The organism is Nosocomiicoccus sp. HMSC067E10 (genome assembly GCF_001810835.1).
Classification (GTDB): Bacteria; Bacillota; Bacilli; order Staphylococcales; family Salinicoccaceae; genus Nosocomiicoccus; species Nosocomiicoccus ampullae_A.
Window position 1 is genome coordinate 245,168 of record NZ_KV802764.1, and the last position, 24,920, is coordinate 270,087.

Sequence of the window (24,920 nt, forward strand, 5' to 3'; positions counted from 1 at the left end):
AGAGTGAAGCCTATGATATTAAATGTTCAACCGAAAACGCAACTTCTCCCTTTCCCAATGATTATGGGGTGTGAGTCAACAGTTGCATCGATGCTTTTAGAATATAACGGCATCAACTATTCACCAAAAAAACTTGCTGAGCTAATGCCAAAACATGCGGATGATCCAAGAATTGGATATGTGGGGCATCCGAGCTTTTTATATTTTAACGTACATCAAACGATTTTCCCAAGACCGCTCGGTCAATTTTTAAAATCTTTTGATGACAAAATTGTTGTACATTCTAAAATGACGATGAAAGAGATTGAAGACGTACTCGATACGAAGCAACCGATTATTATGCTTCCAACGAATAATTTTAAACGTCCAAAGTATAAGACGTTTCAGTTATCAACAGGATCTTTTAGAACGGTATCAAATATACATGCGATCCTTTTAATCGGATACGATGAACAACACTATTTCTATATCGATCCTATATTATTTCAGTTTAAATTTTTACATTTACCAGCATTATGGCCAAGTAAACGTCAGATTTTTAAAATACGTAAATCGAAATTTTATAAAGGATATGTAAACGGTGAAAACGACGTTGTATACAGGGAGGTCAGTCTACATGAATAAAACATTAAAACACGTCTGGCCAAAATTTAAGTACGTGTTAATATTTGCGATCATTTTAATCGTTACGAATTTACTATTTAAAGAAATTCGAACAATTAACTTTAAAGAAACGATTAAAGAATTTCAAAATCTAGATACGTTAAGCTTTACGGGTATTGCACTCATTGGGATTTTAGCAATTTTTTCTTTATCTCTATATGATTTACTATTACGACGTGCAGCACACATAGATTTACCCGTTCGCACTGTTATTATTATTAGCTTTATCGTTAATGCGCTCAATAACTTAATCGGATTTGGATCGTTAATCGGCAACGGTATTCGTATTATGATGTATCAACCGAAAACTGAAAATAAAAATCTAATTAAATATATATCACTCGTTTTATTATCATTTGTGAGTGGGCTCGGTATTTTTAGTATTTGTGTCATTACAAAAATGATTGATATTTCTCACTATAGTTTAGAGTACAAAGGTGCTCAACTATTAATGTATGCGATGGCTCTTTTTGTTATTGTTTTTATTTTATTCACGATATTGAAACCGATCGGAACAGATCGACTATTTGGTATTAAAGTCGTTTCTATCTCTACAATTGATTGGATTTTAGCAAGTGGAATTTTACTGATTATCTTTAAATTACTGGATGCTGATATGTCATTTAGTTTATTCTTTGCGGTATTTACGATTTCATCGATTATCGGATTACTCAGTATGATTCCGGGTGGATTAGGTGCATTTGATTTAGCATTTATTTCACTTTTAAGTTCACACGGTATTCCGAGCGAAAAAATATTACTTGCATTATTAATCTATCGATTTGTCTATTACATCGTACCGTTTATGATCGCGTTAACACTCATTATGAGTAATTTACCGACGATTATGAGTACATATATTAAAGACAACGATTCTTATACGACACATTTAATACAGTCATACGTTAAACATATACCAAGCGCAGTGACAGCGATTATTTTACTCATCACAGCGTTCGTACATTTAACAGGTAGTGTCATTATCTTATACAACATATCATTTGACCATTCGTCAGTGTCATTCATCATATATACAGTAGTAATCACCGGTGCAATGTTGCTTGTTATATTTTCATACGGAGTGTTTAAACAGTCGTTACGTGGTATGTTGATGGCCCTAATCGGTGCAGTAATGCTATGTGTCGGTGTGTTGTTTACTTACGGAACTGTCGTCAGTGTTATATGGCTTGTCACAATTATCGTCATGCTATTTAACCAGATGAAAAACTGCCGTTACATTATATATCCACTAGAACCAAAGCGATATGGATTATTATTTATGATGTTCGTGTCAGGTTCAGTATATACGTATTTTATTTCACGCATATCTCTTAAAGAATCATTTAAAAGTATAACACTCGTTGAATCTATAACTTTAATGACCGTTGTGCTCGTTGGATTAGCGATTCTTTTATCCGCAATTTTAAAGTCTCGTATTAAACGTGAACTCGGTCAATTACTCGGTCAATGTATTGATAAAAATGATGTTCGTGAGATTTTAAACACATATGGTGGAAACTATTTAAGCCACCTCGCATTTAGCGATGATAAATATATATTTAGTAATGAAACTAAGAACGCCTTTATTATGTTTAGTATCACGAAAGACCGTGCAGTTGTTCTCGGAGATCCTGTTGGAAACGAGGATTCTTTTGAAGACTTATTAATGGAGTTTTACGACACGTATCAACCACTCGGATTGCGCATCGTATTTTATCAGGCACAGGAAAAATATTTGCCGCTCTATCATAATTTCGGTAATGTGTTCTTTAAGCTTGGTGAGGAAGCTGTAATCCCGTTAGATAATTTTACTTTAAGTGGTAAAAAGCAGCGCGCATTCCGTGCGACGATGAATAAATTTGAAAAAGAGGGATACTCTTTTGAAGTCGTAGACACGTTATCTGAAAAAGATTACAACGCATGTTTACGTGTGAGTAATCATTGGCTCGGTGTAAAAAATGAGTTGTCATTTTCTGTCGGTCAATTTGAAAAAGACTATGTAATGGCTGCACCAGTCGGTTTAGTGCGTGACGAAATCTATAACGTCGTCGGATTTTGCACTTTCATGCCTGTCGATGACGAACGACTATCCGTCGATTTAATTCGTTGGAGCCCAAATGTCGACTTACCAATGATGGACGTTTTATACATTAACATGCTACTTTACGCACAAAATCATGGCTATAAATACTTTAATATGGGGATGGCGACATTATCTAACGTCGGATTAAATAAATACGGTTACTTACGAGAAAAATTTGCAGCAATCGCTTATGAAAAACTCGGAGACTACTATAGTTTCAGTGGGTTACGTCATTATAAATCTAAATTTAAACCACATTGGGAGACACGATATTTAGTGTATAAAAAATATGACTCGATATTATTAAATATTATTCGAGTTCTTCAAACAATCCATAAAAAATAATCTCAAGTTCAATTGAACTTGAGATTTTTTATTCATAAATTTATGGGAATTTAGGGAATTGATCAAAGTCTGGTGAACGTTTTTCTTTAAACGCATCGCGACCTTCTTTTGCTTCATCTGTCGTGTAGTAAAGAAGCGTTGCGTCACCAGCGAATTGTTGAAGCCCAGCGAGTCCATCAGTATCAGCGTTCATCGCTGCTTTTAAGAAACGAAGTGCTGTTGGTGAATGTTGCATCATCTCTTCACACCATTTCACTGTTTCGTCTTCTAAATCTTCTAGTGGTACAACTGTGTTTACTAAGCCCATGTCTAACGCTTCTTGTGCGTCATATTGACGGCATAAGAACCAAATTTCACGTGCTTTTTTATGTCCTACAATACGTGCTAAATAACCTGAACCGTAACCAGCATCAAATGAACCTACTTTTGGTCCTGTTTGTCCAAATCTTGCGTTATCCGCAGCAATTGTTAAATCACACACAACGTGAAGTACGTGTCCACCACCAATTGCATATCCAGCAACCATTGCGACAACTGGTTTAGGCGTTACACGAATTAAACGTTGTAAGTCTAATACGTTTAGGCGTGGGATTTGGTCGTCTCCAACGTATCCACCGTGCCCGCGTACTTTTTGGTCTCCACCTGAACAAAACGCTAAGTCACCTTCACCAGTTAAAACAATCACAGAAACGTTCTCGTCATCTCGCGCGCGACTCATCGCGTCGATCATTTCTGAAACAGTTAACGGTGTGAATGCGTTACGCACTTCCGGTCGGTTGATCGTAATTTTAGCGATACCGTTATAAAATTCGTACTTAATTTCTTTATATTCCTTTAATGTTTTCCACTCACGTGTCATTGTTTTCCCTCCGATAAAAATTCGTGGCATAGTTTTACGAATGTCTCTTTATTTTCAAGGTGGACGTTATGGCCACACCCTTTAAATATATGTAAGCGACTATTTTTAAGTTGCTTATTCATATTATCTCCAATTTTAACAAACTTTTCATCTTTTTCACCGGCGATAATTAAAACGTCGTTATCTTTATTTAAATCGTCCCAATAATGTGGCTGAATACCTGTTCCGTATTTACGTAGACTATCTGCCGCTTCAATATTATTTTGACTCAGTCTTTCTTCTCGTTGCAATAAAAAAGATTTTTCATCTAACAGTTTTTGACTTTGAAATAACGGTAACTCTTCCCATTCATCTATAAACGCTTTAAAATCTGTTTCAAGTCGCTCTCTACGTGATTCGTCGATTTTAATACGCGCATGTCGTCGGTCTACTTTACTCATTCCTGGCGACGTGGATTCTAATATAAATTTAGAAAATCGTTCACTATAATTTGCAAGTAGTGACACTGCAACACGCCCGCCCATCGAGTATCCGTACACATGAACATGTTTTAAATGTAATGTATCGATAAGCTGAACAATACTTTTAGCAATATGATTCATATCATAATCAATACCGACACTTTTCGTTTTCCCAAAGCCAGGTAAGTCTATAAGTAAAGTGTTCACATCAGTAAATGCTTTAGCAAGTTTTCTCATAGAACGTAAATCTGATAAAAAACCGTGTAAAATGATTAGCGTTTCGTCGTGACCATGATCATTAAATTCATAATTAAAATTTAACATGTTGAACGAGTGCCTTTACCTTTTGTTTTAAATCATTATGCTGCTTTACGTTATCTTCACGGTCTGTTTTAATTTCAATGAAGTTACGACCTTTTTGATTTAAAATTTCCTCTGTTAAATCATCTACGGATTTAATTAAATGATAATTAAATCCATATAATTTCGCTGCATGTGAAAAGTCTAAATCAAGCGGTGTTCCAAACAATCTCTCGAAGTGTATGTCGTGCTCTTTTTGAGGTAAATAACTAAAAATATTACCGCCATTATTATTAAAACAAATGACTGTGCCGTCTATCTCTTCAAGCTTCGACATGACAAGACCATTAATATCGTGGTTTAATGACACGTCTCCGATAATTAACGTCATCGGCATCTTCGTTCCAACACCAAATGCCGTTGAGACAACACCATCTATACCGTTTGCTCCGCGATTTGCTAATATATTTAATCGATTAAATACATCATACCGTTCAAAGTCACGAATCGGCATACTACTTGAGACGAATAACGTACGATCATTATTAGTTCTTTTAATAATTTCATACATATAGCGTCCTTCGTCGTCATAGTTTTCAATTTCATCATTGATCAACTGCTTAATATCTCTATCGACTTCGTATAGTACATCCACTGAATGATCCGATTCAATGAGTAACGCATCTAACGCTTGTTTAACGTCACCAACATAAGTGACGTCTGGAGTTTTCGGAAATGTTTTAACATCGATAAACTCACTTATTAATATTTGTTTTAAAGACGTCTGTTTTAAAAATTGATTTGTCGATTTGGACGTCACCGCTTCACCGATACGTAATATAAAATCAAACTGTGATTCTAATTCATTACGTTGTTCATCTGTTAAATTCATAAATATTAAGTCATGTGTTGTAACAACACGTGATAACTTCGTGCGCTCACTGACTCTTGGGTCCATTATAAACGTGAGTTGCTTATACTTTTCAAAGTCAATCTTTTCTAAACTACAGTCCGTTTCACCAATAATGACTAATCCATTTCCTAGTAACGGCTCTATATTCGATTCTACAGTAATAGATTCTTGAATGAGTTGTTCTCTAAAAAAGAAATCTGTTCGATTTATATTTGGCATTAACGGTTCACGAACCGGAATATTAATGTGTACAGGACCTTTTAAAATCCCGTCAAAATACTGACTCGCTTGAAGTACACGATCTTCAACGTGAGACATATTATATTCACTTTCGTCAGCAATCGGAAGTTCTGTTTCAAATTTTACATAGTTCGAAAACATATTCGTTTGTTTAATCGCTTGTGGTGCGCCGACATCTCTTAATTCATGTGGGCGGTCTGACGTTAAAACGACTAACGGAATGTGCATTAACCCCGCTTCAGACACACTCGGTACGTAGTTTGCTGCTGCTGTTCCAGAAGTACATAGTATGCCGACTGGTTGTTTTGATGCTTTACTTAACCCGAGCGCAAAAAAACCTGCACCACGTTCGTCTGGGTGAATATATGTTTTAATATGTGGATGACATTCACATGCGATCGCAATTGGTGTCGAACGAGATCCTGGACTAATGACGATTTCTGTCATCCCTTTACTGTATAACGCGTCGACTAACGTAAAAATTTGTTCAGTTAAGGCTTCTTGATGATTCATTCTAGCGCCTCCAATACATCTAACATCGGTCTAAATTTCGTTCTAGTCTCTTCGTATTCAGATTCTCCTATAGATCCTTTCACAATTCCAGCTCCAGCATAAAGCGTCGCACTTTTACCTGTAATGCGCATCGAGCGCAGTGCTACTGCAAACTCAGCTTCGTTAGACTTTGAAATGACGCCAATAGGTGCTGCGTATAATCCACGCGTAAAGTATTCTTTTTCCTTTATATATTCTAACGCACGATCCTTTGGTAACCCTCCGACAGCAGGCGTTGGATGCAAGGCGTGTAAGACGTCGAACAAGTTGCTTTCCTTATTAAGTGTCGCTTCGATTGGTGTATATAAATGATAAATAAATTTATTTTCTAATATACGCGTATCGTCATAATAAACTGAACTTGTATAAGTTTTTAAATCTTCGACGATTGAATCCCTGACGACGATATGTTCAAAGTGGTTTTTTTCATCGTTTAAGAAATCTTTTTTATTTTGTTCGTTTACCGTGTCGTCATCTTCTCTACGAATCGATCCAGCGATTGCGTGCGTCGAGAGTTTTTCATCTTTTAAGTAAAATAGCTTCTCTGGTGTTTTAGAAACGAACGTCGACGTCCCACGTTCATAAAATATCTTGAAAGTATCTGACTCTACTTTTAAACGGTTAATTAAAAAATTTGAATCAATTTCATTTTCAAATCGAATAAGTAATTCTCTTGATAAAACGACTTTTTCAAAGTCATCATCTAAAATGTCCACTGTATTGTCAACAAGTGCTTTCCAAGCTTTTGGATAAATTTCATGATGGCTCGATATTTCTGGAAATCTGAAGCGAGGCTCTGCCACTTCGATTCCACGCAACGTATTCACGATTAATTCAGCTAAATTTTCTGTTTGAAGGTCTTCTTTCTTTAAAATAAGAAACGCTTCCTGATTGAGTAAATCAAATTGCCATGATGCAAGGATAAACTCGACCATTTTAAAATCGATCCATTCATCAGTCGTTTTTTTATCGTCAAAACGTGTGCCACCAAATAAGTGGATATCCCCGACTAATCCATCATTTAATTTAACATGTTGAATATTATTAAATAGGCCATTTTTTTGAGTGTTTAAAATGTCCGCATTAAATTGTTTACGATTAATTGAATCGATATAGTCAACACCTATTACGTTAATATCCGCTTCACGTGATTTAAACCAGTATCTTTCGCCTTTTTTATGATTAAAGTGCATAAAGATTTTGGACGGCGTTATATCGAAATCTTTCGTACTAAAATGTAATGCCAAATATGATGTGTTTGAATCTATACCAATCTCATCAATAAGTGATTGCGAGGACTCAATATGCATTATACTCACATTCCTTTAATATAATTACTTTATATTTTATCATCTTTCCAAAAAACTGTGTACATAGTTCGCCATAAAGTATGATAGAATGTTGTACAGTTATCTTTAAAAGGAGATTTAAAATGCAACATGCAGATGTTCTTACCGGATACAAAAAATATATTAGTTTAACACGTCCTCATACATTGACCGCGGGATTTGTCCCTGTGTTTGTTGGGACAGCGGCAGTACTTCCATTTGGAAATGTAAACTTTTTAATGTTTTTCTTAATGTTAACTGCGACAATTTTAATTCAATCCGCAACAAATATGTTTAACGAGTACTACGATTTTAAACGTGGACTCGATAGTGCAGATTCTGTTGGAATCGCCGGTGCCATCGTACGAAATGGTATTACACCGAGACGTGTGTTAACTTTCGCACTTACATTTTACTTTATTGCAGCGATTATTGGATTATACATTGCATACGAAACTTCTTGGTGGTTACTCGTCATTGGTGGTATATCGATGGCTGTAGGATACTTATATACAGGCGGGCCAATCCCTATTTCTTGGACACCTTTTGGTGAAGTATTTTCAGGAGTATTTATGGGACCTGTTATTATTCTTATTACGTTTTACATCCATTTACAAGAATTACATATGTTTCCATTCGTATTATCTTTACCAATTATGATTACAATCGGCTTGTTAAATATGTTTAACAACATTCGTGATCGCGTAAAAGATGCACAAAGTGGACGACGTACATTCGTCATTCTCGTAGGTAAAGATACGGCTACTCAAGTCGTTAACTTTTTACTAATACTATGTTTTGCATTCGCAATTATTATGGCTTTTACAAATTTATGGCCATCATTATTTTTACTTTTACCGTTACTTTCATTTAAATTGTATAAAAAAACAATGCAGCTTTTAAGAGACGGAGATTCACCAGTAGAGCTCATTCCAGCGATGGCTGCGATGGGCAAATTCAACACGATTTACGGTTTATTACTGTCAATAGGCGTATTATTATACGGTTTATTTATACATTAACCATTTACTGAAAATAGCTATAAATTTAATTTGTTCTCATATATACTTAAACTATTCACACAATTTGGAGGGCATAATAATGAGTTTTAAACACTTTTTAGTTGCAGGTGCAGCTTCTACATTACTACTTACTGCTTGTAACACTGATGATAACAAAACAAGCGAAAAAGAGAATGGTACAGAAGAAACTGCAACGACAGAATCAAACGAATCAGTAGTTAAAGACGTTGACGTAAGCGAAAACGACTTAAACGAAGCGATTGAATATGATGGAGAATATGGTAAATACGTAATTACACGTATCGATACTATCGATATCGAACCATCAGATGAAGAAAAAGAAGCAGATGAAAATGCTACAGCTAAGAAAGCTGTCGTCATCGAATATGAATTCACAAACAAGTCATCAATCCCTACTGCAGGAAACGAAGCATTTGCTTTAGACCTTGCGGTACGTCAGTTCTCAGAAACTGGGATGATTGCAACAGATAACTTAACATTAGATATTCCAGAAAATAGTGAATATCACGCACTTGTCAACGACTCTACAAAAACACTTCAAACAGATGAATCTACTAAAGCAGTAGTTGCATATGGTCCAGTAGATCCAGACGAAAACGAAGTGAAAGTTCAGTCTCGCGAAGACGAGTCATTACTTGATCTTGTTTTAAAATTTAAATAATAACTTTTTACAACAGTATGCTGATGATGTGCTACCCAAAAGTTGGACTTTTGGAATTAAGCAGATTGTAAGGTATGTTTCCTGAATTCTTCAGGAGACATGCCTTTTAATTTTAGCTTAATTCTATCTTTATTATAGTATCTAATATATTCATGTACTGCGATCTCTAATGCTTCATATGTCTTGAATACTTCTCCTTTTACTTCAATATCTTCTCTTGATGGGTTTGTATCTTATCAATAGTAAATTATGAAAAAAATGGTTTAAATCAATGTTCTTACTTTAAGTACATGTGTTTAACGTAAATGATAATTAGTTAAATATAAAAAGGTTATCCCAATCAATAGGATAACCTCTTTATACTTTACTTTATGATTTGGATTCGCCACTTCAAAGAAGAAATGAAATCAGAGCATTGAATGTTCCATTTTCAAACAATATATAAATACCTAGCCCAATGAATACAATTGGTACAATCCAACGTTCATATTTCTCAATTGTTTCCGATATAAAATCGAAGGAAGCTAGACGGTAACTGACATAGCACAAAACTCCAACCATAATAAGAAAGACAATAGTGACAATAAAGATTTCAGACATATTTAAGGTCGTGAAGTACGGTATATAAATGGAAAAGTCATCCGCACTGGAAGCCAATACGATGAAAGTCATCGTCAAAAATAACTGATTAAATTTTCCAGAGGAGAATAAGGATAAAATGCTACTTTCATCTTCATCCTCTTCTCCTTTAATCCATATTTTCACGCCTAGGTAAAGTGGTAAAAGCCCAAGTAGTCCGATAACCCATTGCTGAGGAATTAAATTTACAATCCCCTGTGCAACTAAAAGACTTGCTCCTATCACAATTGCAGTCCCTATATATTGTCCTATCCAAATATGTTTTACCTGACCTTTTTTTACTTGCGAAAACAAAAGAATTAATATGACGAGATAATCAATTCCTGTTGCTACATATACCGCAGTAGCCGTCAGTATCGTCGCGACAATTTTATCATCTCCAATATTTTAGGGATAGGACTTTTCTTCAAAATGAAAAGTCCTTCCGTAAATTGCACACATATAGTACCTATTTATCCTTCACTCTCATCAGTCGCAAACTATTTAATGCTACCAAAATAGTGGCTCCCATATCGGCAAGAATCGCAATCCAAAGGGTTAGCCAGCCTGGAATAACCAATAGTAAGGCAATTATCTTAATTCCGATGGCAAACGTGATGTTCGCTTTGATGATATTTAGCGTTTTCCTGCTAAGTCTTACTGCAAATGGAAGCTTACTTAAATCATCTCCCATTAATGCAATATCAGCTGTCTCGATGGCAGTATCTGTTCCAGAACCGCCCATTGCAATGCCAACAGTGGATGCAGCAAGTGCAGGAGCATCATTGACGCCATCGCCAATCATAGCTACATTACCATGCTCGGCTTTCATTTTTTTAATATAGTCCAACTTATCCTGTGGCATCAATTCGGACTGAATATCAGAAACGCCTACATGAGCACCGATTGCTTCTGCGGTACCTTGATTATCACCTGTCAGCATAATTGTTTGCTTGATTCCTAACTGATGAAGTTTTTGAATCACATTTTTACTTGTTTCGCGGACCTCATCTGCTACAGCAATCACGCCGAGGATTGTTTGGTCCGTTCCAATAATCATGGCCGTTTTCCCTTGGTTTTGTAAAACTTTCACTTTATTTTCAAACTCAAGGCTAAAATCGGAAACATTTAATTCTTTAAAAAGCCTTGGACTGCCAATATAATAGGTTGTTCCATCTATATTCCCTTGAATGCCCCGACCTGTAATAGAAGTGAAGTCTTCCACTCTAACATCGGAATAAGTAATATTATCTTGCTCTGCTTTCTTCATTATTGCTGAAGCAAGTGGATGTTGTGATCGATATTCTAAAGCTGTAATAATGGAAAACAGCTCTTTTTCTTCCACTTGATCATTTAACACTTTAAAATCTGTTACCACTGGTACACCTTTTGTCAGTGTTCCTGTTTTATCAAATGCGATTGCCTTAATGGCTCCTAATTCCTCTAGATAGACACCGCCTTTAATCAACACACCTTTTTTAGCTGCATTTCCAATTGCCGAGACAATCGAGATTGGAGTAGAAATAACTAATGCACACGGACATCCAACTACAAGTATCGCTAATCCTTGATAAACCCAAGTATCCCAACTTCCACCAAAGAATAAAGGTGGAACGACTGCAACGAGCGCCGCAATAACCATAATGATCGGAGTATAATATTTCGCAAATTTATCTACGAATGCTTGCGCTGGAGCGCGCTCCCCTTGTGCTTCCTCAACCAGATGAATAATCTTGGAGATGGTTGTATCCTCTACGTATTTGGTGATTTTTACTTCAAGTAGTCCCTCTTCGTTAAGCGTACCTGCAAATACTTCATCATCTACCGTTTTGGCAACAGGGACAGATTCTCCTGTTATAGCAGCCTGGTTGACAGCCGACACCCCATTTATAATGATCCCATCCATGGCAATTTTCTCCCCTGGTTTGACGATCATAATATCACCCACGGCGATATCGTCCACATGGATCATTATTTCCTGACCATTCCGCCTAACAAGTGCTTCTTTTGGAGCAATATCCATCAATGAACGAATGGACTGTCTTGCTCTATCCATAGAAAAACGTTCAAGTGCTTCACTGATTGCAAAGAGAATGACAACAATGGATGCCTCTGCCCATTCACCAATGATGGCAGCTCCAATAACTGCAACGGTCATAAGGGTTTTCATGTCGAAATCAAAGCGTATCAAATTTTGAAAACCAACTTTAAATAGTGAATATCCGCCAATTACAATCGAACTTACAAATAACATGGAAGTTACAAGGTTATCTTCTCCATTTACAAAGTGAGAAAGGTAACCAAAAGCAATCATTAATGTGGCAAACAGCAATGTGCTGTGCTTTTTATAAAACGGTATTTTCTCTTCTTTAAGAGCCTTAGTGTCTTCTTTGACCGCTTGTATCGATGGATTCGCCAGTTTTTCAGGAATTACCTTAAGATTCTCGAAAGCACCTGCTTTTTCAAGCTCTTCAACCGATGCATTTCCATATACATCAATTTTGGAAGCTCCGAAATTGACTTTAGCATCATGCACCCCTGGTAGTTCTTTTACATTTTTTTCAAACTTCCCAGCACAGTTTGCGCAAGAAAATCCCTCCACACGGTAAACATTTTTATCTTCTGTTACCACTGGTTCGACCCGTCTTCTAGTCTTCTCTGGTGCCACTTTAAGATTCTCGAAAGCACCAGCCTTTTCCAGATCTTCAACAGTTGCACTGCCAAAGACATCAATTTTGGAAGCTCCGAAATTGACTTTCGCATCATGCACCCCTGGTAGTTCTTTTACATTTTTTTCAAACTTCCCAGCACAATTCGCACACGAGAAACCCTCCACACGGTAAACCTGTTTATCTTCTGTTAATGTTTTTGTTGAACTATCCAATACTAGCAACCTCCCTTTGATGCAAGAAAGCTTTTTCTACAAGCTGTTTAACATGCTCATCATCTAGTGAATAATAGACTAATTTTCCTTCTTTACGGTATGTTGCTATACCTAAATTTTTCAACAATCTTAAATGATAGGATGCCGTAGCCGTTGAAGATTCAATGATATTCGCTACATCACAAACACATAACTCTCCCTCTAAAGATAAAACATAAGCAATTTTAACCCTTGTATCATCTGACAGAGTCTTAAAAACTTTCGCTACATCCATAGGATTCTGTTTAGCAAGCTCTTTTTTAGCCCTGTTTACCTTATCTTCGTGAATACAGGTAACTTCACACATATCTTTTGTCATAATTATCCTCCTTATTCAAATGACTATTTGTTTGATGATTATAATATATCATACCATAAACAAATAGTCAAATGATTGTTTGAATGATATATAATTAATATTAAAAAGGATTGATTTCTAATGTTAGAAACCAATCCTTTCGGAGATTTTAACCAAATTTTAAAGTATCTTAAACATAACTGCCCTGTTAGTTTAAGTACATTTCTTCACAATTCATTTATAGATTAACTTTTAACTATTCATTATTGTACAATTCTCCATATAATTTCTGAATTTGATTTTTTAATTTTTTATTTTCCTCCTCTAATTCCTTAACTCTTGTTTTTAAAGTCTTAACAAGAACCCCTTCAGATCGAGAGCTTTTCTCAGATTTTGATACTATATTTGATGTTATTTAACGTTTACGAAGGGATTCGATTCTTTGCCTAATATCTTGTTCTTTATAAAGACATGATTTAGAAACTTTGGCTTCCTTTGCTATTGAATTAAAATTAATAGCTTTACCTTCAATCGAAAATTTAGAAATCGCTTTGTCTACTTTTTACCTTGTCTTTTGTGATTTCTGCTTCGCAAAACGTACAATTTCTGTTGTATTTCTAACTTGTTTATCCATTGATAATAACCCCGTCAAACTTTCAATGATTTGTTCTAAACGCTCTTTAACACGGCTATTAGTCTCTATTTGTCTTTGCCATTGTTTATCCTTTGCTATGGTTAATAACTCTTCTGTACGCTCTAACTGTTCTTCGTGCTGTGGTAAGAATTGCTTACTGGTACAGAAGTGAGTGCAATCTAAGCATGCATTCGCATGTGGACAACCACCTGATATTACTGGCAATCTACAATAACCATTTGGAAGCACTTGTGCATTTATATTTTTCTTGAACCATTGAAGCTCTACATCATCTGAAGCTCTACATCATCGACTTCACTATCATCATCTAGATTGAGCACATCTCCTCCTAAACTACTTTAACTACTATTATTTATTATACTATGTTTAATGGGTCTCCACTTGGATGATTATGTACACATACTATCGCAGTACATGAAGTAAGCAATGCCCGGTTAAATATTTCTTTTGGACTTACTAAAGTTGAATCAACAGTTCCTTTAAATAATGTTTCTTCATAAAGTACCTTATATTTAGTGCTTAAAAATAGAACATGTTTTAATTTCATTAATATGGTTATATAAATAGTAAGAATATTTAGAAATGAGTGTTAATATGTTTACATTAATTAAAAACGCAGATTTATTTACTCCAAAGTCATTAGGCAAAAAAGATATTTTATTTACTCAACATAAAATTTTAAAAATTGACGATCATATCGATGTCACAGATCTTCAAAAAATGTTTACTGTTAAAGTCATCGAGGCTAATAATAACTACGTCGTTCCTGGTTTTATTGACCCACATATCCACTTACTCGGTGGTGGCGGTGAAGGTGGTTTCCATAAGCGTACACCTGAAGTTCAACTCAGTGACCTTATAAAAAGTGGTTTAACAACTGTCGTTGGACTACTCGGAACTGACGGCACGACGAGACATGTTTCATCCCTACTCGCTAAAGCGCGCGGATTAGAAAAAGAAGGTGTCACTACTTTCATTTACACAGGAAATTATGACGTACCTACACCGACAATTACAGGGAACGTTAAAGACGATATTATTTTAATCGATAAAATCATCGGTACTGCTGAAATTGCAATAGCCGATTCACGATCAGGTCAACCGAGTACGCATGAACTCGCAAAAATTATTGGAGATTCTCGTGTTGGCGGATTAATAAGTGGTAAAGTTGGTGTTACACATTTCCATACTGGGCCGGGGAAAGCTTATTTATCACAATTACATGAGGTACTCGATGAGTACGAATTACCTGCTTCAAAGTTATATGCAACACATATTAATAGAAGTAAAGAGTTAATGAACGACGCCATTACTCTCGGTAAAAAAGGGGCATTTGTTGACATTACATGTGATTATGATGAGGCATTTGGATGGGTCAAATATTACAAAGAAAATAATGGAGATTTATCACAACTGACGTTATCTACTGACGGTAATGGAAGCTTACCTAAATTTGATGACGACGGTAATCTACTCGGCTTAGACGTCGCACCTACTGATACTATTTTAGAGACAGTGAAAAGAGTCGTACAACATCATATTCTTTCATTAGAAGAAGTTTTATGTTTAGTGACAACTAACACATCTAGAGCTTTAGAACTAGAACATAAAGGAAATATCGCGAAAGACTATGACGCAGATATTTTAATTATTGATAAAGACACATTTAAACTTACAGAAGTATTTATGAGAGGTAGACAGATGATGTCACGTGGTGCTGTCATTGTAAAAGGAACGTTTGAATAATTAAATTAAAAATAGAGATGTTAAATAACATCTCTATTTTTTCTGCATTTAATTCACCTTAAAACATCGCAGTACGCTTCGTTAAAATAAATTTCGTACCTGTGACGTCATGCGCGATTTCTCCACCTTCAATGTAGATTTTAACTGATCGCGCTTTATGTACATGGTTGTTAAAGTCACGATATCTAATTAAAATTCTCGCATTAAACGCTGTTCTTTCTTCGATATAAACGTTTAGTTTAATTACGTCATGCTCTATAACCCCTCGTGAATCCACTGCTGGTGTCCCATATTCATAATCTGTCGTAAAATCATAACCTTCAATTGTAAAATCCTCAAAATGAAACGGATTTGCATTGTTGTTTATAATTCTAAACTGCAGAACAAGACGGTTTTGATCGTTTTTAAATGTCTTTACTTCATCGATTTCCAAATAAGGTTGAGTAAGTAACACTTGAGACTTGCCACGAACTCTAAATGCTAAAATTGCTGTCGTAATAGCAATGACTGCAATTATAATCGATAAAATACTAATGACGTCTAGACTTATATCCATATAATCACCACTCTCTTAATTATAATAATAACAAAAAAAGCATGTTTTCACGAAGAAAACATGCTTGATTTATTAAATATTATAGGTAAGCACCACATGTAGGCCATGGTTGTGCACCGCGTTGAGCATATAACATTTGTGCACGCATTGTTTGTTCTTCAGCAGATGCTTGAGAAGCAACTCCTGTACCACCTACTGATGCCCATGTACCAGCGTCAAATTGGTATAATCCATGGTAAGTTCCTGAAGCATCTACGATGTTCGGGTTACCACCTGATTCACACATTGCAAGAGCAGCCCAGTTTAAACCATCGTTTGATGATGGAGCTGATGCTTTTGGAGCACTGTACGAATAGTTTGGTTCGTTATATGAGTAGCTTGGTGCTTCATACGTTTCGTAAGAAGAATAGTTCTCTACTACTGGAGCACTTGCTACATATGATTCGTTGTTGTTAAATGAGTTATCAAAATCAGAGAAATCCGAACCAACTGGTGCGTATTTCCATACCCATCTTTCTCCATCTGATTTGAATTTGAAAGTTGTACCTTCAAGATCAAATGAGATTTCGTAAGCTCCTTCTTGAACTGGTGCTTCGTTTAATTTTTCTGGATTATTGATTGCAAGTTTTGCAAGTTTTGCTTCATCAACATTAACTTCTGACGCATTTGCTTGAACTCCTGCTAATGATGATAAGCTTAAACCAACTGCTAAACCTGTTGTTAAAATTGTTTTCTTCACTATGAAATCCTCCTAAAAAATGTAGAATCATTTCTTTCACTGTACATACTATAGCACGTCTAAATATTACTGTGGTTACAGCAATATTAAGAATCACGCCCATATTTGACAGGATAATTACATAGTATTTCATTACTCAGATACGATTAACCAAAAAAATCACTCCAAGACCTATTTCTATAAGGTTTGAAGTGATTGTGTCAGGCGTGTAACAGATTGTAACAATCGTCATTAAACACCTCTTTGATTATCATAAATTAGTGCGTGAAGTTGAGGTAATGGCTTAAAATCATTAGCTTCAGGATCGTTTAGCACCATTTCCCATAACTCTTTTAAATCGTTTAATAGACGGCGACTTATATCGCCACCTTCATAAGGGTCCGGATTCCCAACACTCACATAAAAATTTCGATTATAATTTTTATATCTATTATATACGTATTTCGCATAGTCAAAATCTTCTTCATTAAATATAACGACTTTTAAGCTGAAATTGACAGCCGCTTCATCTAGTTTATTTAATATATCATCGAGAATCTTAAAATCTGTTTCCATTTTAGAAGATGGTGGTTTCGGAGAAATTGTTAAATCATCTATTTTTAAAAACCATTCTTGGTAAATAGAACCTTGAGTCTCTAATCCGACTTTCACCTCATCATTATGGAGCATATCAATTAGATCATTCATCGGTTTATTAATAAGTGCAGGATTTCCTCCTGTAATCGTCACATGATTAAAATTTCTTCTATTATCTACGTAGCCTATTTCTTGAATTTTATTATAGACGTCTTCTGCTGAAAGTACGTTCGCCTTTTCTTCACCATTCCACGTAAAGGCACTGTCACACCACGCGCATGAATAATCACATCCACCAGTACGAACAAACATCGTCTTTCGACCAATGACCATACCTTCTCCTTGTATAGTCGGTCCAAAAATTTCCATAATAGGCATTTTCTTTTGTTGTCTCATTAGCGTAACTCCCTGTATCTCGCCCATGTTTTTGGCGTTTCTGATACTGCAACTTCTACAACGTTATCCATATTTAACTCATTTTTGATTTTTTCATAGAAGAATTTTGCGATATTCTCAGAAGTTGTTTTAAAATCAAACACGTCATTTAAATGTCTGTGATCGAGATTTTCATCTATAAATACTTTAATTGGCTTTAATAAACTAAAATCTGTAACAAAACCATCATCATTGAGTTCGTCTGAGCCTAAAGTCACTTTAACGATATAATTATGACCGTGCAGTCTTTTGCATTGATGTCCTTCTGGTAAGTAATCTAATTGATGACTCGCACTAAAATGAAACTCTTTTGTTATTTCATAATTGTAAAACATATTCGTACTCCTTGTATAAACTCGTTATATACATTGTATCATTTAAAAAAGACAAAAAAAATACGGCAGTTATTTTCATAACTGCCACCAGTTAGTCACCAAACTGGTTAAATCCCTTATATAATAAGGTTTATGTACGGGCACGGAGAGATTCGAACCCTCGCGCCGGAATGAACCGACCTACACCCTTAGCAGGGGCGCCTCTTCAGCCACTTGAGTACGTGCCCAAAATAAAAATGGCTCCGCAGGTAAGATTCGAACTTACGACCGATCGGTTAACAGCCGATAGCTCTACCACTGAGCTACTGCGGAATATTTAATTAATCAACATGTTCTATTATAGCAACTCTGTAAAATATTTCAATGATATTTTATAAAAAAATATGAATTAAATAAAAAAGCAACGCAGATTTTATTTTCTGCATTGCTTAAAAATTTATTAGTTTTGCGAACAACTTCGAAATGAAAATGTAATCGGGGGGCGATTTGTTCATTTCATGATTTTATAATAGCACCCCTTTAAAAATAAAACAAGCCTAATTGAGAAAATAATTCGTTTTTCTCAATTAGACGTTCATAATTTAGACATAATTAGAAAGTTATTGCTTATCTCCACATACCGACTTTCTTTCTTTTCGCTTCTTCTTCTGCTTGACGCATTTTATTTTCGTACGTTGTATTTGGCGGATATACGTACTTCACTTCTGCAAGCCCTTCTTTTACAAGTTGTTCGTTGACCATTATGTCATCCGCAAATACATATACTAAATATCTACCATAATTATCTGTTTGTGACTGATCAAACATAACATATATATGTTCTGCATTATTAAGTAAATCCTCTACTCTATGTAACGCTTCTTTTGCGAATGGCTCGTCTTTCTCACCAGATTTTCTGCCGATTTCAGGAGTATCAATTAGTAAATATCTAAAGGAATAACTTTCATCATTAAAGTAAAATCGAGTCGTATCTCCATCTATATGAAAATCAACTGTCACTTCGTATTTTACGAGACTTTCAGCATCATTTATATCTACACCAGTTTCGACAATTTTTGGATTCTCACTGACGAAATATAATACTATTAAAAACAGAAAGACAATCAGTAAACCAGGTAAACTTAATTTGCGAAACTTTTTAAAAGGATCTTTACCTGGTTTATATAGGTCGTTCACGTTAAATTTCTTGTTCATAAAACCATCCTTCATTTATGCTATTACAATTATACAAGAAATTATATAGAGATACATTTTATTTTTTAAAATTAATAAAAAGCTCTTGTAATTATTCGTTTCATTGTGTAGAATACTATCTAGACGTTAAAAATTCATATTAACGCGGGATGGAGCAGTTGGTAGCTCGTCGGGCTCATAACCCGGAGGTCAGTGGTTCAAATCCACTTCCCGCAATTTTTTAATGAGGTCCCGTGGTGTAGCGGTTAACATGCCTGCCTGTCACGCAGGAGATCGCGGGTTCGATTCCCGTCGGGACCGCCATTTATATATTTAAGGTTCTGTAGCTCAGTTGGTAGAGCATCTGACTGAAGATCAGAGTGTCGGCGGTTCGATTCCGTCCAGAACCACCATGGCGATTGTGGCGAAGTGGTTAACGCACCGGATTGTGGCTCCGGCATTCGTGGGTTCGATTCCCATCAGTCGCCCTTCATTAGCGGGTGTAGTTTAGTGGTAAAACCTCAGACTTCCAATCTGATGTCGGGAGTTCGATTCTCCTCACCCGCTCCATTATTATTCCGCAGTAGCTCAGTGGTAGAGCTATCGGCTGTTAACCGATCGGTCGTAAGTTCGAATCTTACCTGCGGAGCTTTTATGGCCCCTTGGTCAAGCGGTTAAGACACCGCCCTTTCACGGCGGTAACACGGGTTCGAGTCCCGTAGGGGTCATTCTTAAAGGTTGTTCATTCGAACAGCCTTTTATTTTTATAATTTAATAAGTTTGGGTAGGTGGCCGAGCGGCTGAAGGCGCACGCCTGGAACGCGTGTAAACGGCAACCCCGTTTCAAGGGTTCAAATCCCTTTCTACCCGCTAATTAGACGAGTACTGATTTTAGTACTCGTCTTTTTTAATTGTGAGGATGTCGTGTCGGTGGCGTGCGGTTTTTCATCTTCTTATTTACAATTTTTACTCTTTTCAGCTGGAATTTGTTAGATATATCCAGATAATTAACAAAAACTGTGTCGGCGAGTCAAAATTTGTTAATTATAAAAATATATTTAACAAAAACCCGTCAGATTTTTGAAAATCTGTTAATTATATCCGGATATCTAACAGAATCACGAAATTTTTGTTAAATATAATTTAGAGAAAGTTACTTATCACTCAATAAGATGAAAAACACTCTAACATTCCGATCGAACAAATACTTTTACCTTCTTATTTACAAAAACCATTCTAATCAATCCAAGCATCACTAAAAAGATTTAAAAAACACCTCCTAACGTTCGGTTAGTAGGTGTTTTATCGTTTTATGCTTCACAGTTGATACAAATTTTGCTTAAGTTAAATTGCTGTGCTGCGTTTGTACCGTGTTGATAGTATAGTGATTTGATACCATTCGCCCAAGCGAATAAGTGCAGTTCGTTTAATTCTTCTGCTGTAATGTGACTTGGGTTTACCATGATGTTTAATGATTGACCTTGGTCGATGAATTGTTGTCTTGTTGATGCTTGTTCAATGACGTTGTATTGGTTTAATTCACCAAACGTTTTAAATACTTCTTTTTCTTTTGTTGATAAAAAGTCTAAGTGCTGAACTGATCCGTCGTTGTCACGGATTGACTTTAGAATCTCTTCAGTGTTTTTGCCTTTTTCTTCTAATAATTCTCTTAAGTACGGGTTAATCATTGTCTTTTTAACTTTTGCAGTGTCGACTACGAAGTAGTTTGACATGAATGGTTCAATCGATTTTGAAACTTGACCTAAAATGAATGAACTTGACGTTGTTGGTGCGACCGCAAGTAGCGTGGCGTTACGTCTACCGTATCCTTTAAGAACTGCTGGTTCACCGAATTTTTCTGCGAGTTCTTCACTTGCTTTATACGCACGCTTTCTCATGAGTGAGAAGATTTGTGAGTTAATTTTGTTTGCTTCAATACTTTCAAATGGAATCATGTTCGCTTGTAAATATGAATGCCATCCGAGTACTCCGAGTCCTAATGCACGGTTTTCAACCGCGAATTTATATGCGCGTTTCATATGTTTAAATGCTTCACGGAGTTCCGCGTCTTCAGAATCTCTCATTGATTCTAAGTCAGCAATAAATTCACTCATAACTGCGTCTAAGAAGTAGATCATCGTTTCTACTGCATCTGTATCTTTCCAATCGTCATAACGTTCAATATTCATTGAAGATAAATTACATACGAATGACCAATCCTCTTTATTTGGCAGCATAATTTCTGAACAAAGGTTTGAGTTGTTAATTGTTAACCCTTTGTGTTTATAAACATCTACTGTGTCGTTGTTTGCATTGTCATGGAAGAAAATATACGGATAACCCATTTGAACACGTCTTGATAAAAGTTTCGCCCAAACGTCACGCTTTTCTTCATCTCCACGAATCATTTCTTCGAGCCATTTGTCTGTCACTGAAACTCCGTGAGTTAACGTTTGAATTGGGTTCCCTTCTGTACCAATATCTAAAAACTCATGGATATCCCCGTGTTCGATTGGTAAATACGGACTGAAGCGACCACGACGAACAGAACCTTGACTGATCGTGTCAGTGACTTGTTCGAATAGTTTCATAAAGTGAACGGATCCACTCGTATGTCCGTTATCAGTAATTTCAGATCCACGTGGACGAATTTTACCGAAGTATCCACTCGTTCCTCCACCGTATTTACTCATTAATGCAACTTCACTTGCTGTGTCCATAATTGACGGCACGTTGTCTTCAATATATGAACCGAAGCAGCTAATTGATAATGCACGTTTTTTACCAAAGTTCGACCACACTGGGCTTGAAAGTGAATAAAAACCTCTACCCATGTAGTCGTAAAATTTATCTGAAAATCCATCTATTCCTAAAATTTCTTCTGCTTTATTAGCAATATCTCTAATTCTTTGTTCAGGTGTTTCGCCTTCTGATAAATACCCGCGTTCTAAGAAGACGCGAGAATCTTCGTTAAGCCAATAAAATGGTTGTTTAGCCAATTGAAATCCTCCTAATTGTTTACTTCAAATCGTTTACGTTGAGCATTCTAAGTCTGATTGTTTGGTTTACCTCTTGTTTTGTCTTACCTTCTAAATCAGATTTTGGTGAGAAAATCGTGTCTCCACTTACTGATTGACTAAACTTCGTGTAGTTTACACTACGTTTGTGAAGGAAGTCTGTGAGTTTTGTACCGATAACTTCATCGTCAAACCAAGATGTCTCAGCGACGAGTTTTTCATCGACATCAAATAATTTTTCATATCCTACTGATACAAGTGAATTATTTAAACGTTGTTTAACGAATTCTTTAACGACGTTACTTGACATAAACTCAAGTTCACCTTCGCCTAAGATCCAGTCGATTACTTTTTCTTCTGACTCATATGCTTCACGGCACGCTTTGTACACCGCTTCTTCCATATCCTCATCGAACCAATCTGGTTGTTCCTCGCGAATTGTATTTACAATGTCGATACCGAACATACCGTGGATCTGCTCTTCTTTAGAAGTCGCTTCGATAACGTTTGATAATCCTTTAAACATATTTCTATGCTTGTTAAATGACATCATAATTAAGAACTGACTAAATAATGACACGTGCTCAGTAAATAGTGAGAATAAAATCATCGATAAGATATACTCTCTATCATCTTCACTTCTCGCGTATTGAACCATACGTGTTAAATAATCGACACGTTGTTTTAACGCTGGAATGTCTTTGATTTTACTAAATTCATTATTCAGCCCTAAAATTTCGAGTAAATGACTGTACGCATCTGCGTGACGAACTTCTGATTCACTAAAGCTTGCACCAACCGCACCGATCTCGTACTTCGGCATACGGTGATAAAGATCTCCCCAGAACGTTTTTACTGCAACTTCAACTTGGGAAATCGCAAGCATCGAACGTGTCACTGCAGTCTTCTCGTGAGGTAACGCCCCTTGCATATAGTCTTGAATATCTGATGTATAGTTAAACTCTGTATGAATCCAGTAAGAGTGTCGAATCGCATCGACATACTGATATAATTCAGGGTATTCAAACGGCTTCATTTCCGCTCTTCTCTCAAAAATATCGCGCTTTCTCTTTTGCTTTTGACGGTCTCTATAAATGATGTACGCACGTGCTGTATCTTTGTAATCACTTTTCAGTAAAACGTCCTCTACGACGTCTTGAATATATTCAACTGTAATAATATCTTCGCTTTTTTCTAGCACTTTAACAACTTGATCCGTTAAGTCATCAATCTTTTCAGCCATACCTGGTTCACCAGTTGCTTTATTCGCTTTAGACATTGCAACGGAAATCTTATTCTTATCGAAATTCACAATTTCGCCACTACGTTTTCTAATTTGTGTAATCAAAACTTCGACCTCATTTCTTTATCTTTCGATTATTCATTCTAACACTAACACGATAAAAATGGAATGACTTTTTACTTAATTTTTTAAAACGACACACAATATATAGTGTGAAAAACTATGAAAACAAATAGAATAGCACAATATATAGATACATTATATTTAAGAAAAGAAAATCTTATCACGCAAATAAAAAGCCCTTACGTCTTTAAAAGATTAAAAACGTAAGAGCTATAAACAGCTAGTACACACCATAGTCTAGCTGCTGCATATGCATTAAATATTCGTGTCGTTTGAATTCGTCTAGCATTAAAGTTTCTCTCTGTGACAACAACGATCGATCATTAACTTCTGTTTCTCTATAAAATGCTTCACGTCTTAAGCTAATTTTATAATACAACTTCATCGCGTTAGAGTATTGTTTGTCGAATTGATAATAAGTCACATCAACGACGATATCTTCTCCGTTATAAAAATGAACGCGTGTACGACTTTCATCTTTTTCATACCGTTTAATATGTCTGATGTTAAACCAAAGATTATAAGAGTTACGGTCAGAAAACAAAGGAAAATAAATATAACTTCCAAAGAAATCAATCATAATTGGTGGCTTAGAAGTAATATTCGTCATATCCTTAGTAATTGCTTTCCTATGTAAATAATTCGAAGAGAACCGCAAACAATTCTCTGCCATTAACTTATTCGCTTCTTTTTTAATCACATACTCTTCTCCTGTAATTTCTCTAGCAATTGACGTGTTCGTATTGAAATAGTTATCCGAAGCAATATACATCGTATTTTTATTAATTGAATAATATGTAAGCACTACAATTACCTCCATGTGTTGTTAACTTATTATACAACATATGTTTATAAATGTTAAATAAAAAGCTGTTATGATCAATCTTCTCCCTAATAACGTATTTTTCATTTTGATTTCTCGATGAATACATCTATTTAACAATTAATAATTTATTATCATGAGTGTTAAAAAAACATATCCAATTTATTTATAAATTAAATTGTCAGAATATATTTACAAGTAAGAATATTCGT

General features: G+C 35.7%; 22 protein-coding genes, 10 tRNA genes and 2 pseudogenes. 13 read left to right on the forward strand and 21 right to left on the reverse strand.

Translation table 11 applies throughout. The features are described 5' to 3' along the window. Window positions 1-12: 12 nt before the first annotated feature. Together HMPREF2767_RS05285 and mprF are read left to right on the forward strand one after the other, a co-directional pair. A complete protein-coding gene (locus tag HMPREF2767_RS05285) occupies window positions 13-624 on the forward strand; it encodes a C39 family peptidase (protein WP_083302062.1) in 612 nt (203 codons plus the stop codon). Continuing rightward, entirely contained in the window at window positions 617-3,091 is a 2,475-nt protein-coding gene (gene mprF / locus HMPREF2767_RS05290; protein ID WP_070622856.1) for a bifunctional lysylphosphatidylglycerol flippase/synthetase MprF, read from the forward strand. The genes HMPREF2767_RS05285 and mprF overlap by 8 nt, the downstream gene beginning before the upstream one ends. 40 nt (window positions 3,092-3,131) lie before the next feature. Here the strand turns inward: mprF and menB are convergent, their stop codons facing one another. Genes menB through HMPREF2767_RS05310 form a run of 4 tightly spaced genes read right to left on the reverse strand, consistent with a single transcriptional unit; the run spans window position 3,132 to window position 7,726 of the window. Continuing rightward, the gene (gene menB, locus HMPREF2767_RS05295; protein ID WP_040928528.1) at window positions 3,132-3,950 is read right to left on the reverse strand and encodes a 1,4-dihydroxy-2-naphthoyl-CoA synthase; all 819 of its coding nucleotides are present in this window, start codon (window positions 3,948-3,950) and stop codon (window positions 3,132-3,134) included. Further along, entirely contained in the window at window positions 3,947-4,735 is a 789-nt protein-coding gene (gene menH, locus HMPREF2767_RS05300; protein WP_068130696.1) for a 2-succinyl-6-hydroxy-2,4-cyclohexadiene-1-carboxylate synthase, read from the reverse strand. The genes menB and menH overlap by 4 nt, the downstream gene beginning before the upstream one ends. After that, the gene (menD, locus tag HMPREF2767_RS05305) at window positions 4,722-6,377 is read right to left on the reverse strand and encodes a 2-succinyl-5-enolpyruvyl-6-hydroxy-3-cyclohexene-1-carboxylic-acid synthase (RefSeq protein ID WP_070622858.1); all 1,656 of its coding nucleotides are present in this window, start codon (window positions 6,375-6,377) and stop codon (window positions 4,722-4,724) included. Before menD ends, menH begins: the two co-directional genes overlap by 14 nt. Then, entirely contained in the window at window positions 6,374-7,726 is a 1,353-nt protein-coding gene (locus HMPREF2767_RS05310) for an isochorismate synthase (RefSeq protein ID WP_070622860.1), read from the reverse strand. Before HMPREF2767_RS05310 ends, menD begins: the two co-directional genes overlap by 4 nt. Before the next feature lie 122 nt (window positions 7,727-7,848). Here HMPREF2767_RS05310 and HMPREF2767_RS05315 point away from each other — a divergent pair, with 122 nt between their 5' ends. Then, a complete protein-coding gene (locus HMPREF2767_RS05315; RefSeq protein ID WP_070622862.1) occupies window positions 7,849-8,766 on the forward strand; it encodes a 1,4-dihydroxy-2-naphthoate polyprenyltransferase in 918 nt (305 codons plus the stop codon). 79 nt (window positions 8,767-8,845) lie between these two features. Further along, window positions 8,846-9,448, forward strand: a complete 603-nt coding sequence (locus HMPREF2767_RS05320) for a hypothetical protein (protein ID WP_070622865.1) — start codon at window positions 8,846-8,848, stop codon at window positions 9,446-9,448. 56 nt (window positions 9,449-9,504) lie between these two features. Here the strand turns inward: HMPREF2767_RS05320 and HMPREF2767_RS08585 are convergent, their stop codons facing one another. From HMPREF2767_RS08585 to HMPREF2767_RS08940, 7 genes and pseudogenes are all read right to left on the reverse strand, one after another. Next, window positions 9,505-9,657, reverse strand: a complete 153-nt coding sequence (locus HMPREF2767_RS08585) for an IS3 family transposase (RefSeq protein ID WP_083286835.1) — start codon at window positions 9,655-9,657, stop codon at window positions 9,505-9,507. 181 nt (window positions 9,658-9,838) lie between these two features. Further along, entirely contained in the window at window positions 9,839-10,456 is a 618-nt protein-coding gene (locus HMPREF2767_RS05325) for a CadD family cadmium resistance transporter (RefSeq protein ID WP_068128932.1), read from the reverse strand. Window positions 10,457-10,535: 79 nt separating this feature from the next. After that, entirely contained in the window at window positions 10,536-12,950 is a 2,415-nt protein-coding gene (locus HMPREF2767_RS05330; RefSeq protein ID WP_070622868.1) for a cadmium-translocating P-type ATPase CadA, read from the reverse strand. After that, entirely contained in the window at window positions 12,943-13,308 is a 366-nt protein-coding gene (locus HMPREF2767_RS05335) for an ArsR/SmtB family transcription factor (RefSeq protein ID WP_068128936.1), read from the reverse strand. The genes HMPREF2767_RS05330 and HMPREF2767_RS05335 overlap by 8 nt, the downstream gene beginning before the upstream one ends. 235 nt (window positions 13,309-13,543) lie before the next feature. Further along, window positions 13,544-13,921, reverse strand: a pseudogene (locus HMPREF2767_RS08865) (DUF6262 family protein). Between the two features lie 9 nt (window positions 13,922-13,930). After that, a pseudogene (locus HMPREF2767_RS08595) lies at window positions 13,931-14,268 on the reverse strand (transposase); the annotation flags it as partial. A 29-nt stretch (window positions 14,269-14,297) separates the two neighbouring features. After that, the gene (locus tag HMPREF2767_RS08940; RefSeq protein ID WP_083302063.1) at window positions 14,298-14,489 is read right to left on the reverse strand and encodes a JAB domain-containing protein; all 192 of its coding nucleotides are present in this window, start codon (window positions 14,487-14,489) and stop codon (window positions 14,298-14,300) included. A 47-nt stretch (window positions 14,490-14,536) separates the two neighbouring features. Between HMPREF2767_RS08940 and iadA the strand changes: the two genes are divergently transcribed. Continuing rightward, on the forward strand, window positions 14,537-15,688 hold the full coding sequence (gene iadA, locus HMPREF2767_RS05345) for a beta-aspartyl-peptidase (protein WP_070622871.1): 1,152 nt from the start codon (window positions 14,537-14,539) through the stop codon (window positions 15,686-15,688). 58 nt (window positions 15,689-15,746) lie between these two features. Here iadA and HMPREF2767_RS05350 read toward each other — a convergent pair whose 3' ends face one another. The 7 genes from HMPREF2767_RS05350 to HMPREF2767_RS05380 form a co-directional block, all read right to left on the reverse strand. Further along, window positions 15,747-16,244, reverse strand: a complete 498-nt coding sequence (locus HMPREF2767_RS05350) for a hypothetical protein (protein ID WP_070622874.1) — start codon at window positions 16,242-16,244, stop codon at window positions 15,747-15,749. A 79-nt stretch (window positions 16,245-16,323) separates the two neighbouring features. Further along, window positions 16,324-16,983 (reverse strand): transglycosylase family protein, encoded by a 660-nt coding sequence (locus HMPREF2767_RS08915; RefSeq protein WP_070622877.1) that lies wholly within the window; start codon window positions 16,981-16,983, stop codon window positions 16,324-16,326. A gap of 231 nt (window positions 16,984-17,214) precedes the next feature. Beyond that, complete coding sequence (queE, locus tag HMPREF2767_RS05360; protein WP_070622880.1) at window positions 17,215-17,955, reverse strand: 7-carboxy-7-deazaguanine synthase QueE; 741 nt, start codon at window positions 17,953-17,955, stop codon at window positions 17,215-17,217. Next, window positions 17,955-18,329: a 6-carboxytetrahydropterin synthase QueD gene (gene queD / locus HMPREF2767_RS05365; RefSeq protein ID WP_070622882.1), complete on the reverse strand. Its 375-nt coding sequence runs from the start codon at window positions 18,327-18,329 to the stop codon at window positions 17,955-17,957. The genes queE and queD overlap by 1 nt, the downstream gene beginning before the upstream one ends. A 137-nt stretch (window positions 18,330-18,466) precedes the next feature. Continuing rightward, a tRNA-Ser gene (locus HMPREF2767_RS05370) sits at window positions 18,467-18,556 on the reverse strand. Window positions 18,557-18,566: 10 nt separating this feature from the next. After that, a tRNA-Asn gene (locus HMPREF2767_RS05375) sits at window positions 18,567-18,641 on the reverse strand. Window positions 18,642-18,935: 294 nt separating this feature from the next. Next, window positions 18,936-19,523 (reverse strand): thermonuclease family protein, encoded by a 588-nt coding sequence (locus tag HMPREF2767_RS05380; protein WP_070622885.1) that lies wholly within the window; start codon window positions 19,521-19,523, stop codon window positions 18,936-18,938. A 143-nt stretch (window positions 19,524-19,666) separates the two neighbouring features. Here HMPREF2767_RS05380 and HMPREF2767_RS05385 point away from each other — a divergent pair. From HMPREF2767_RS05385 to HMPREF2767_RS05420, 8 genes are all read left to right on the forward strand, one after another. Further along, window positions 19,667-19,739, forward strand: a tRNA-Met gene (locus HMPREF2767_RS05385). 11 nt (window positions 19,740-19,750) lie between these two features. Then, a tRNA-Asp gene (locus tag HMPREF2767_RS05390) sits at window positions 19,751-19,826 on the forward strand. A 13-nt stretch (window positions 19,827-19,839) separates the two neighbouring features. Next, a tRNA-Phe gene (locus tag HMPREF2767_RS05395) sits at window positions 19,840-19,915 on the forward strand. A gap of 2 nt (window positions 19,916-19,917) precedes the next feature. Then, window positions 19,918-19,990 (forward strand) — tRNA-His (locus HMPREF2767_RS05400). Between the two features lie 8 nt (window positions 19,991-19,998). Beyond that, window positions 19,999-20,072, forward strand: a tRNA-Gly gene (locus tag HMPREF2767_RS05405). A 7-nt stretch (window positions 20,073-20,079) separates the two neighbouring features. Further along, window positions 20,080-20,151 (forward strand) — tRNA-Asn (locus HMPREF2767_RS05410). Window positions 20,152-20,158: 7 nt separating this feature from the next. After that, window positions 20,159-20,230 (forward strand) — tRNA-Glu (locus HMPREF2767_RS05415). Between the two features lie 54 nt (window positions 20,231-20,284). Beyond that, window positions 20,285-20,372, forward strand: a tRNA-Ser gene (locus HMPREF2767_RS05420). 440 nt (window positions 20,373-20,812) lie between these two features. Here HMPREF2767_RS05420 and HMPREF2767_RS05425 read toward each other — a convergent pair. From HMPREF2767_RS05425 to HMPREF2767_RS05435, 3 genes are all read right to left on the reverse strand, one after another. After that, window positions 20,813-22,501, reverse strand: a complete 1,689-nt coding sequence (locus HMPREF2767_RS05425; protein ID WP_070622888.1) for a ribonucleoside-diphosphate reductase subunit alpha — start codon at window positions 22,499-22,501, stop codon at window positions 20,813-20,815. A gap of 19 nt (window positions 22,502-22,520) precedes the next feature. Beyond that, a complete protein-coding gene (locus HMPREF2767_RS05430) occupies window positions 22,521-23,867 on the reverse strand; it encodes a ribonucleotide-diphosphate reductase subunit beta (protein WP_070622891.1) in 1,347 nt (448 codons plus the stop codon). A 238-nt stretch (window positions 23,868-24,105) separates the two neighbouring features. After that, on the reverse strand, window positions 24,106-24,690 hold the full coding sequence (locus HMPREF2767_RS05435) for a competence protein ComK (RefSeq protein ID WP_070456174.1): 585 nt from the start codon (window positions 24,688-24,690) through the stop codon (window positions 24,106-24,108). Window positions 24,691-24,920 lie beyond the last annotated feature (230 nt).

Bases quoted from the DNA above. Each gene is read 5' to 3' on its own strand.
- HMPREF2767_RS05285 (WP_083302062.1), top strand. From the start codon at position 13: ATGATATTAAATGTTCAACCGAAAACGCAACTTCTCCCTTTCCCAATG.
- mprF (WP_070622856.1), top strand. From the start codon at position 617: ATGAATAAAACATTAAAACACGTCTGGCCAAAATTTAAGTACGTGTTA.
- menB (WP_040928528.1), bottom strand. From the start codon at position 3,950: ATGACACGTGAGTGGAAAACATTAAAGGAATATAAAGAAATTAAGTAC.
- menH (WP_068130696.1), bottom strand. From the start codon at position 4,735: ATGTTAAATTTTAATTATGAATTTAATGATCATGGTCACGACGAAACG.
- menD (WP_070622858.1), bottom strand. From the start codon at position 6,377: ATGAATCATCAAGAAGCCTTAACTGAACAAATTTTTACGTTAGTCGAC.
- HMPREF2767_RS05310 (WP_070622860.1), bottom strand. From the start codon at position 7,726: ATGCATATTGAGTCCTCGCAATCACTTATTGATGAGATTGGTATAGAT.
- HMPREF2767_RS05315 (WP_070622862.1), top strand. From the start codon at position 7,849: ATGCAACATGCAGATGTTCTTACCGGATACAAAAAATATATTAGTTTA.
- HMPREF2767_RS05320 (WP_070622865.1), top strand. From the start codon at position 8,846: ATGAGTTTTAAACACTTTTTAGTTGCAGGTGCAGCTTCTACATTACTA.
- HMPREF2767_RS05335 (WP_068128936.1), bottom strand. From the start codon at position 13,308: ATGACAAAAGATATGTGTGAAGTTACCTGTATTCACGAAGATAAGGTA.
- HMPREF2767_RS08940 (WP_083302063.1), bottom strand. From the start codon at position 14,489: ATGAAATTAAAACATGTTCTATTTTTAAGCACTAAATATAAGGTACTT.
- iadA (WP_070622871.1), top strand. From the start codon at position 14,537: ATGTTTACATTAATTAAAAACGCAGATTTATTTACTCCAAAGTCATTA.
- HMPREF2767_RS05350 (WP_070622874.1), bottom strand. From the start codon at position 16,244: ATGGATATAAGTCTAGACGTCATTAGTATTTTATCGATTATAATTGCA.
- queE (WP_070622880.1), bottom strand. From the start codon at position 17,955: ATGAGACAACAAAAGAAAATGCCTATTATGGAAATTTTTGGACCGACT.
- queD (WP_070622882.1), bottom strand. From the start codon at position 18,329: ATGTTTTACAATTATGAAATAACAAAAGAGTTTCATTTTAGTGCGAGT.
- HMPREF2767_RS05380 (WP_070622885.1), bottom strand. From the start codon at position 19,523: ATGAACAAGAAATTTAACGTGAACGACCTATATAAACCAGGTAAAGAT.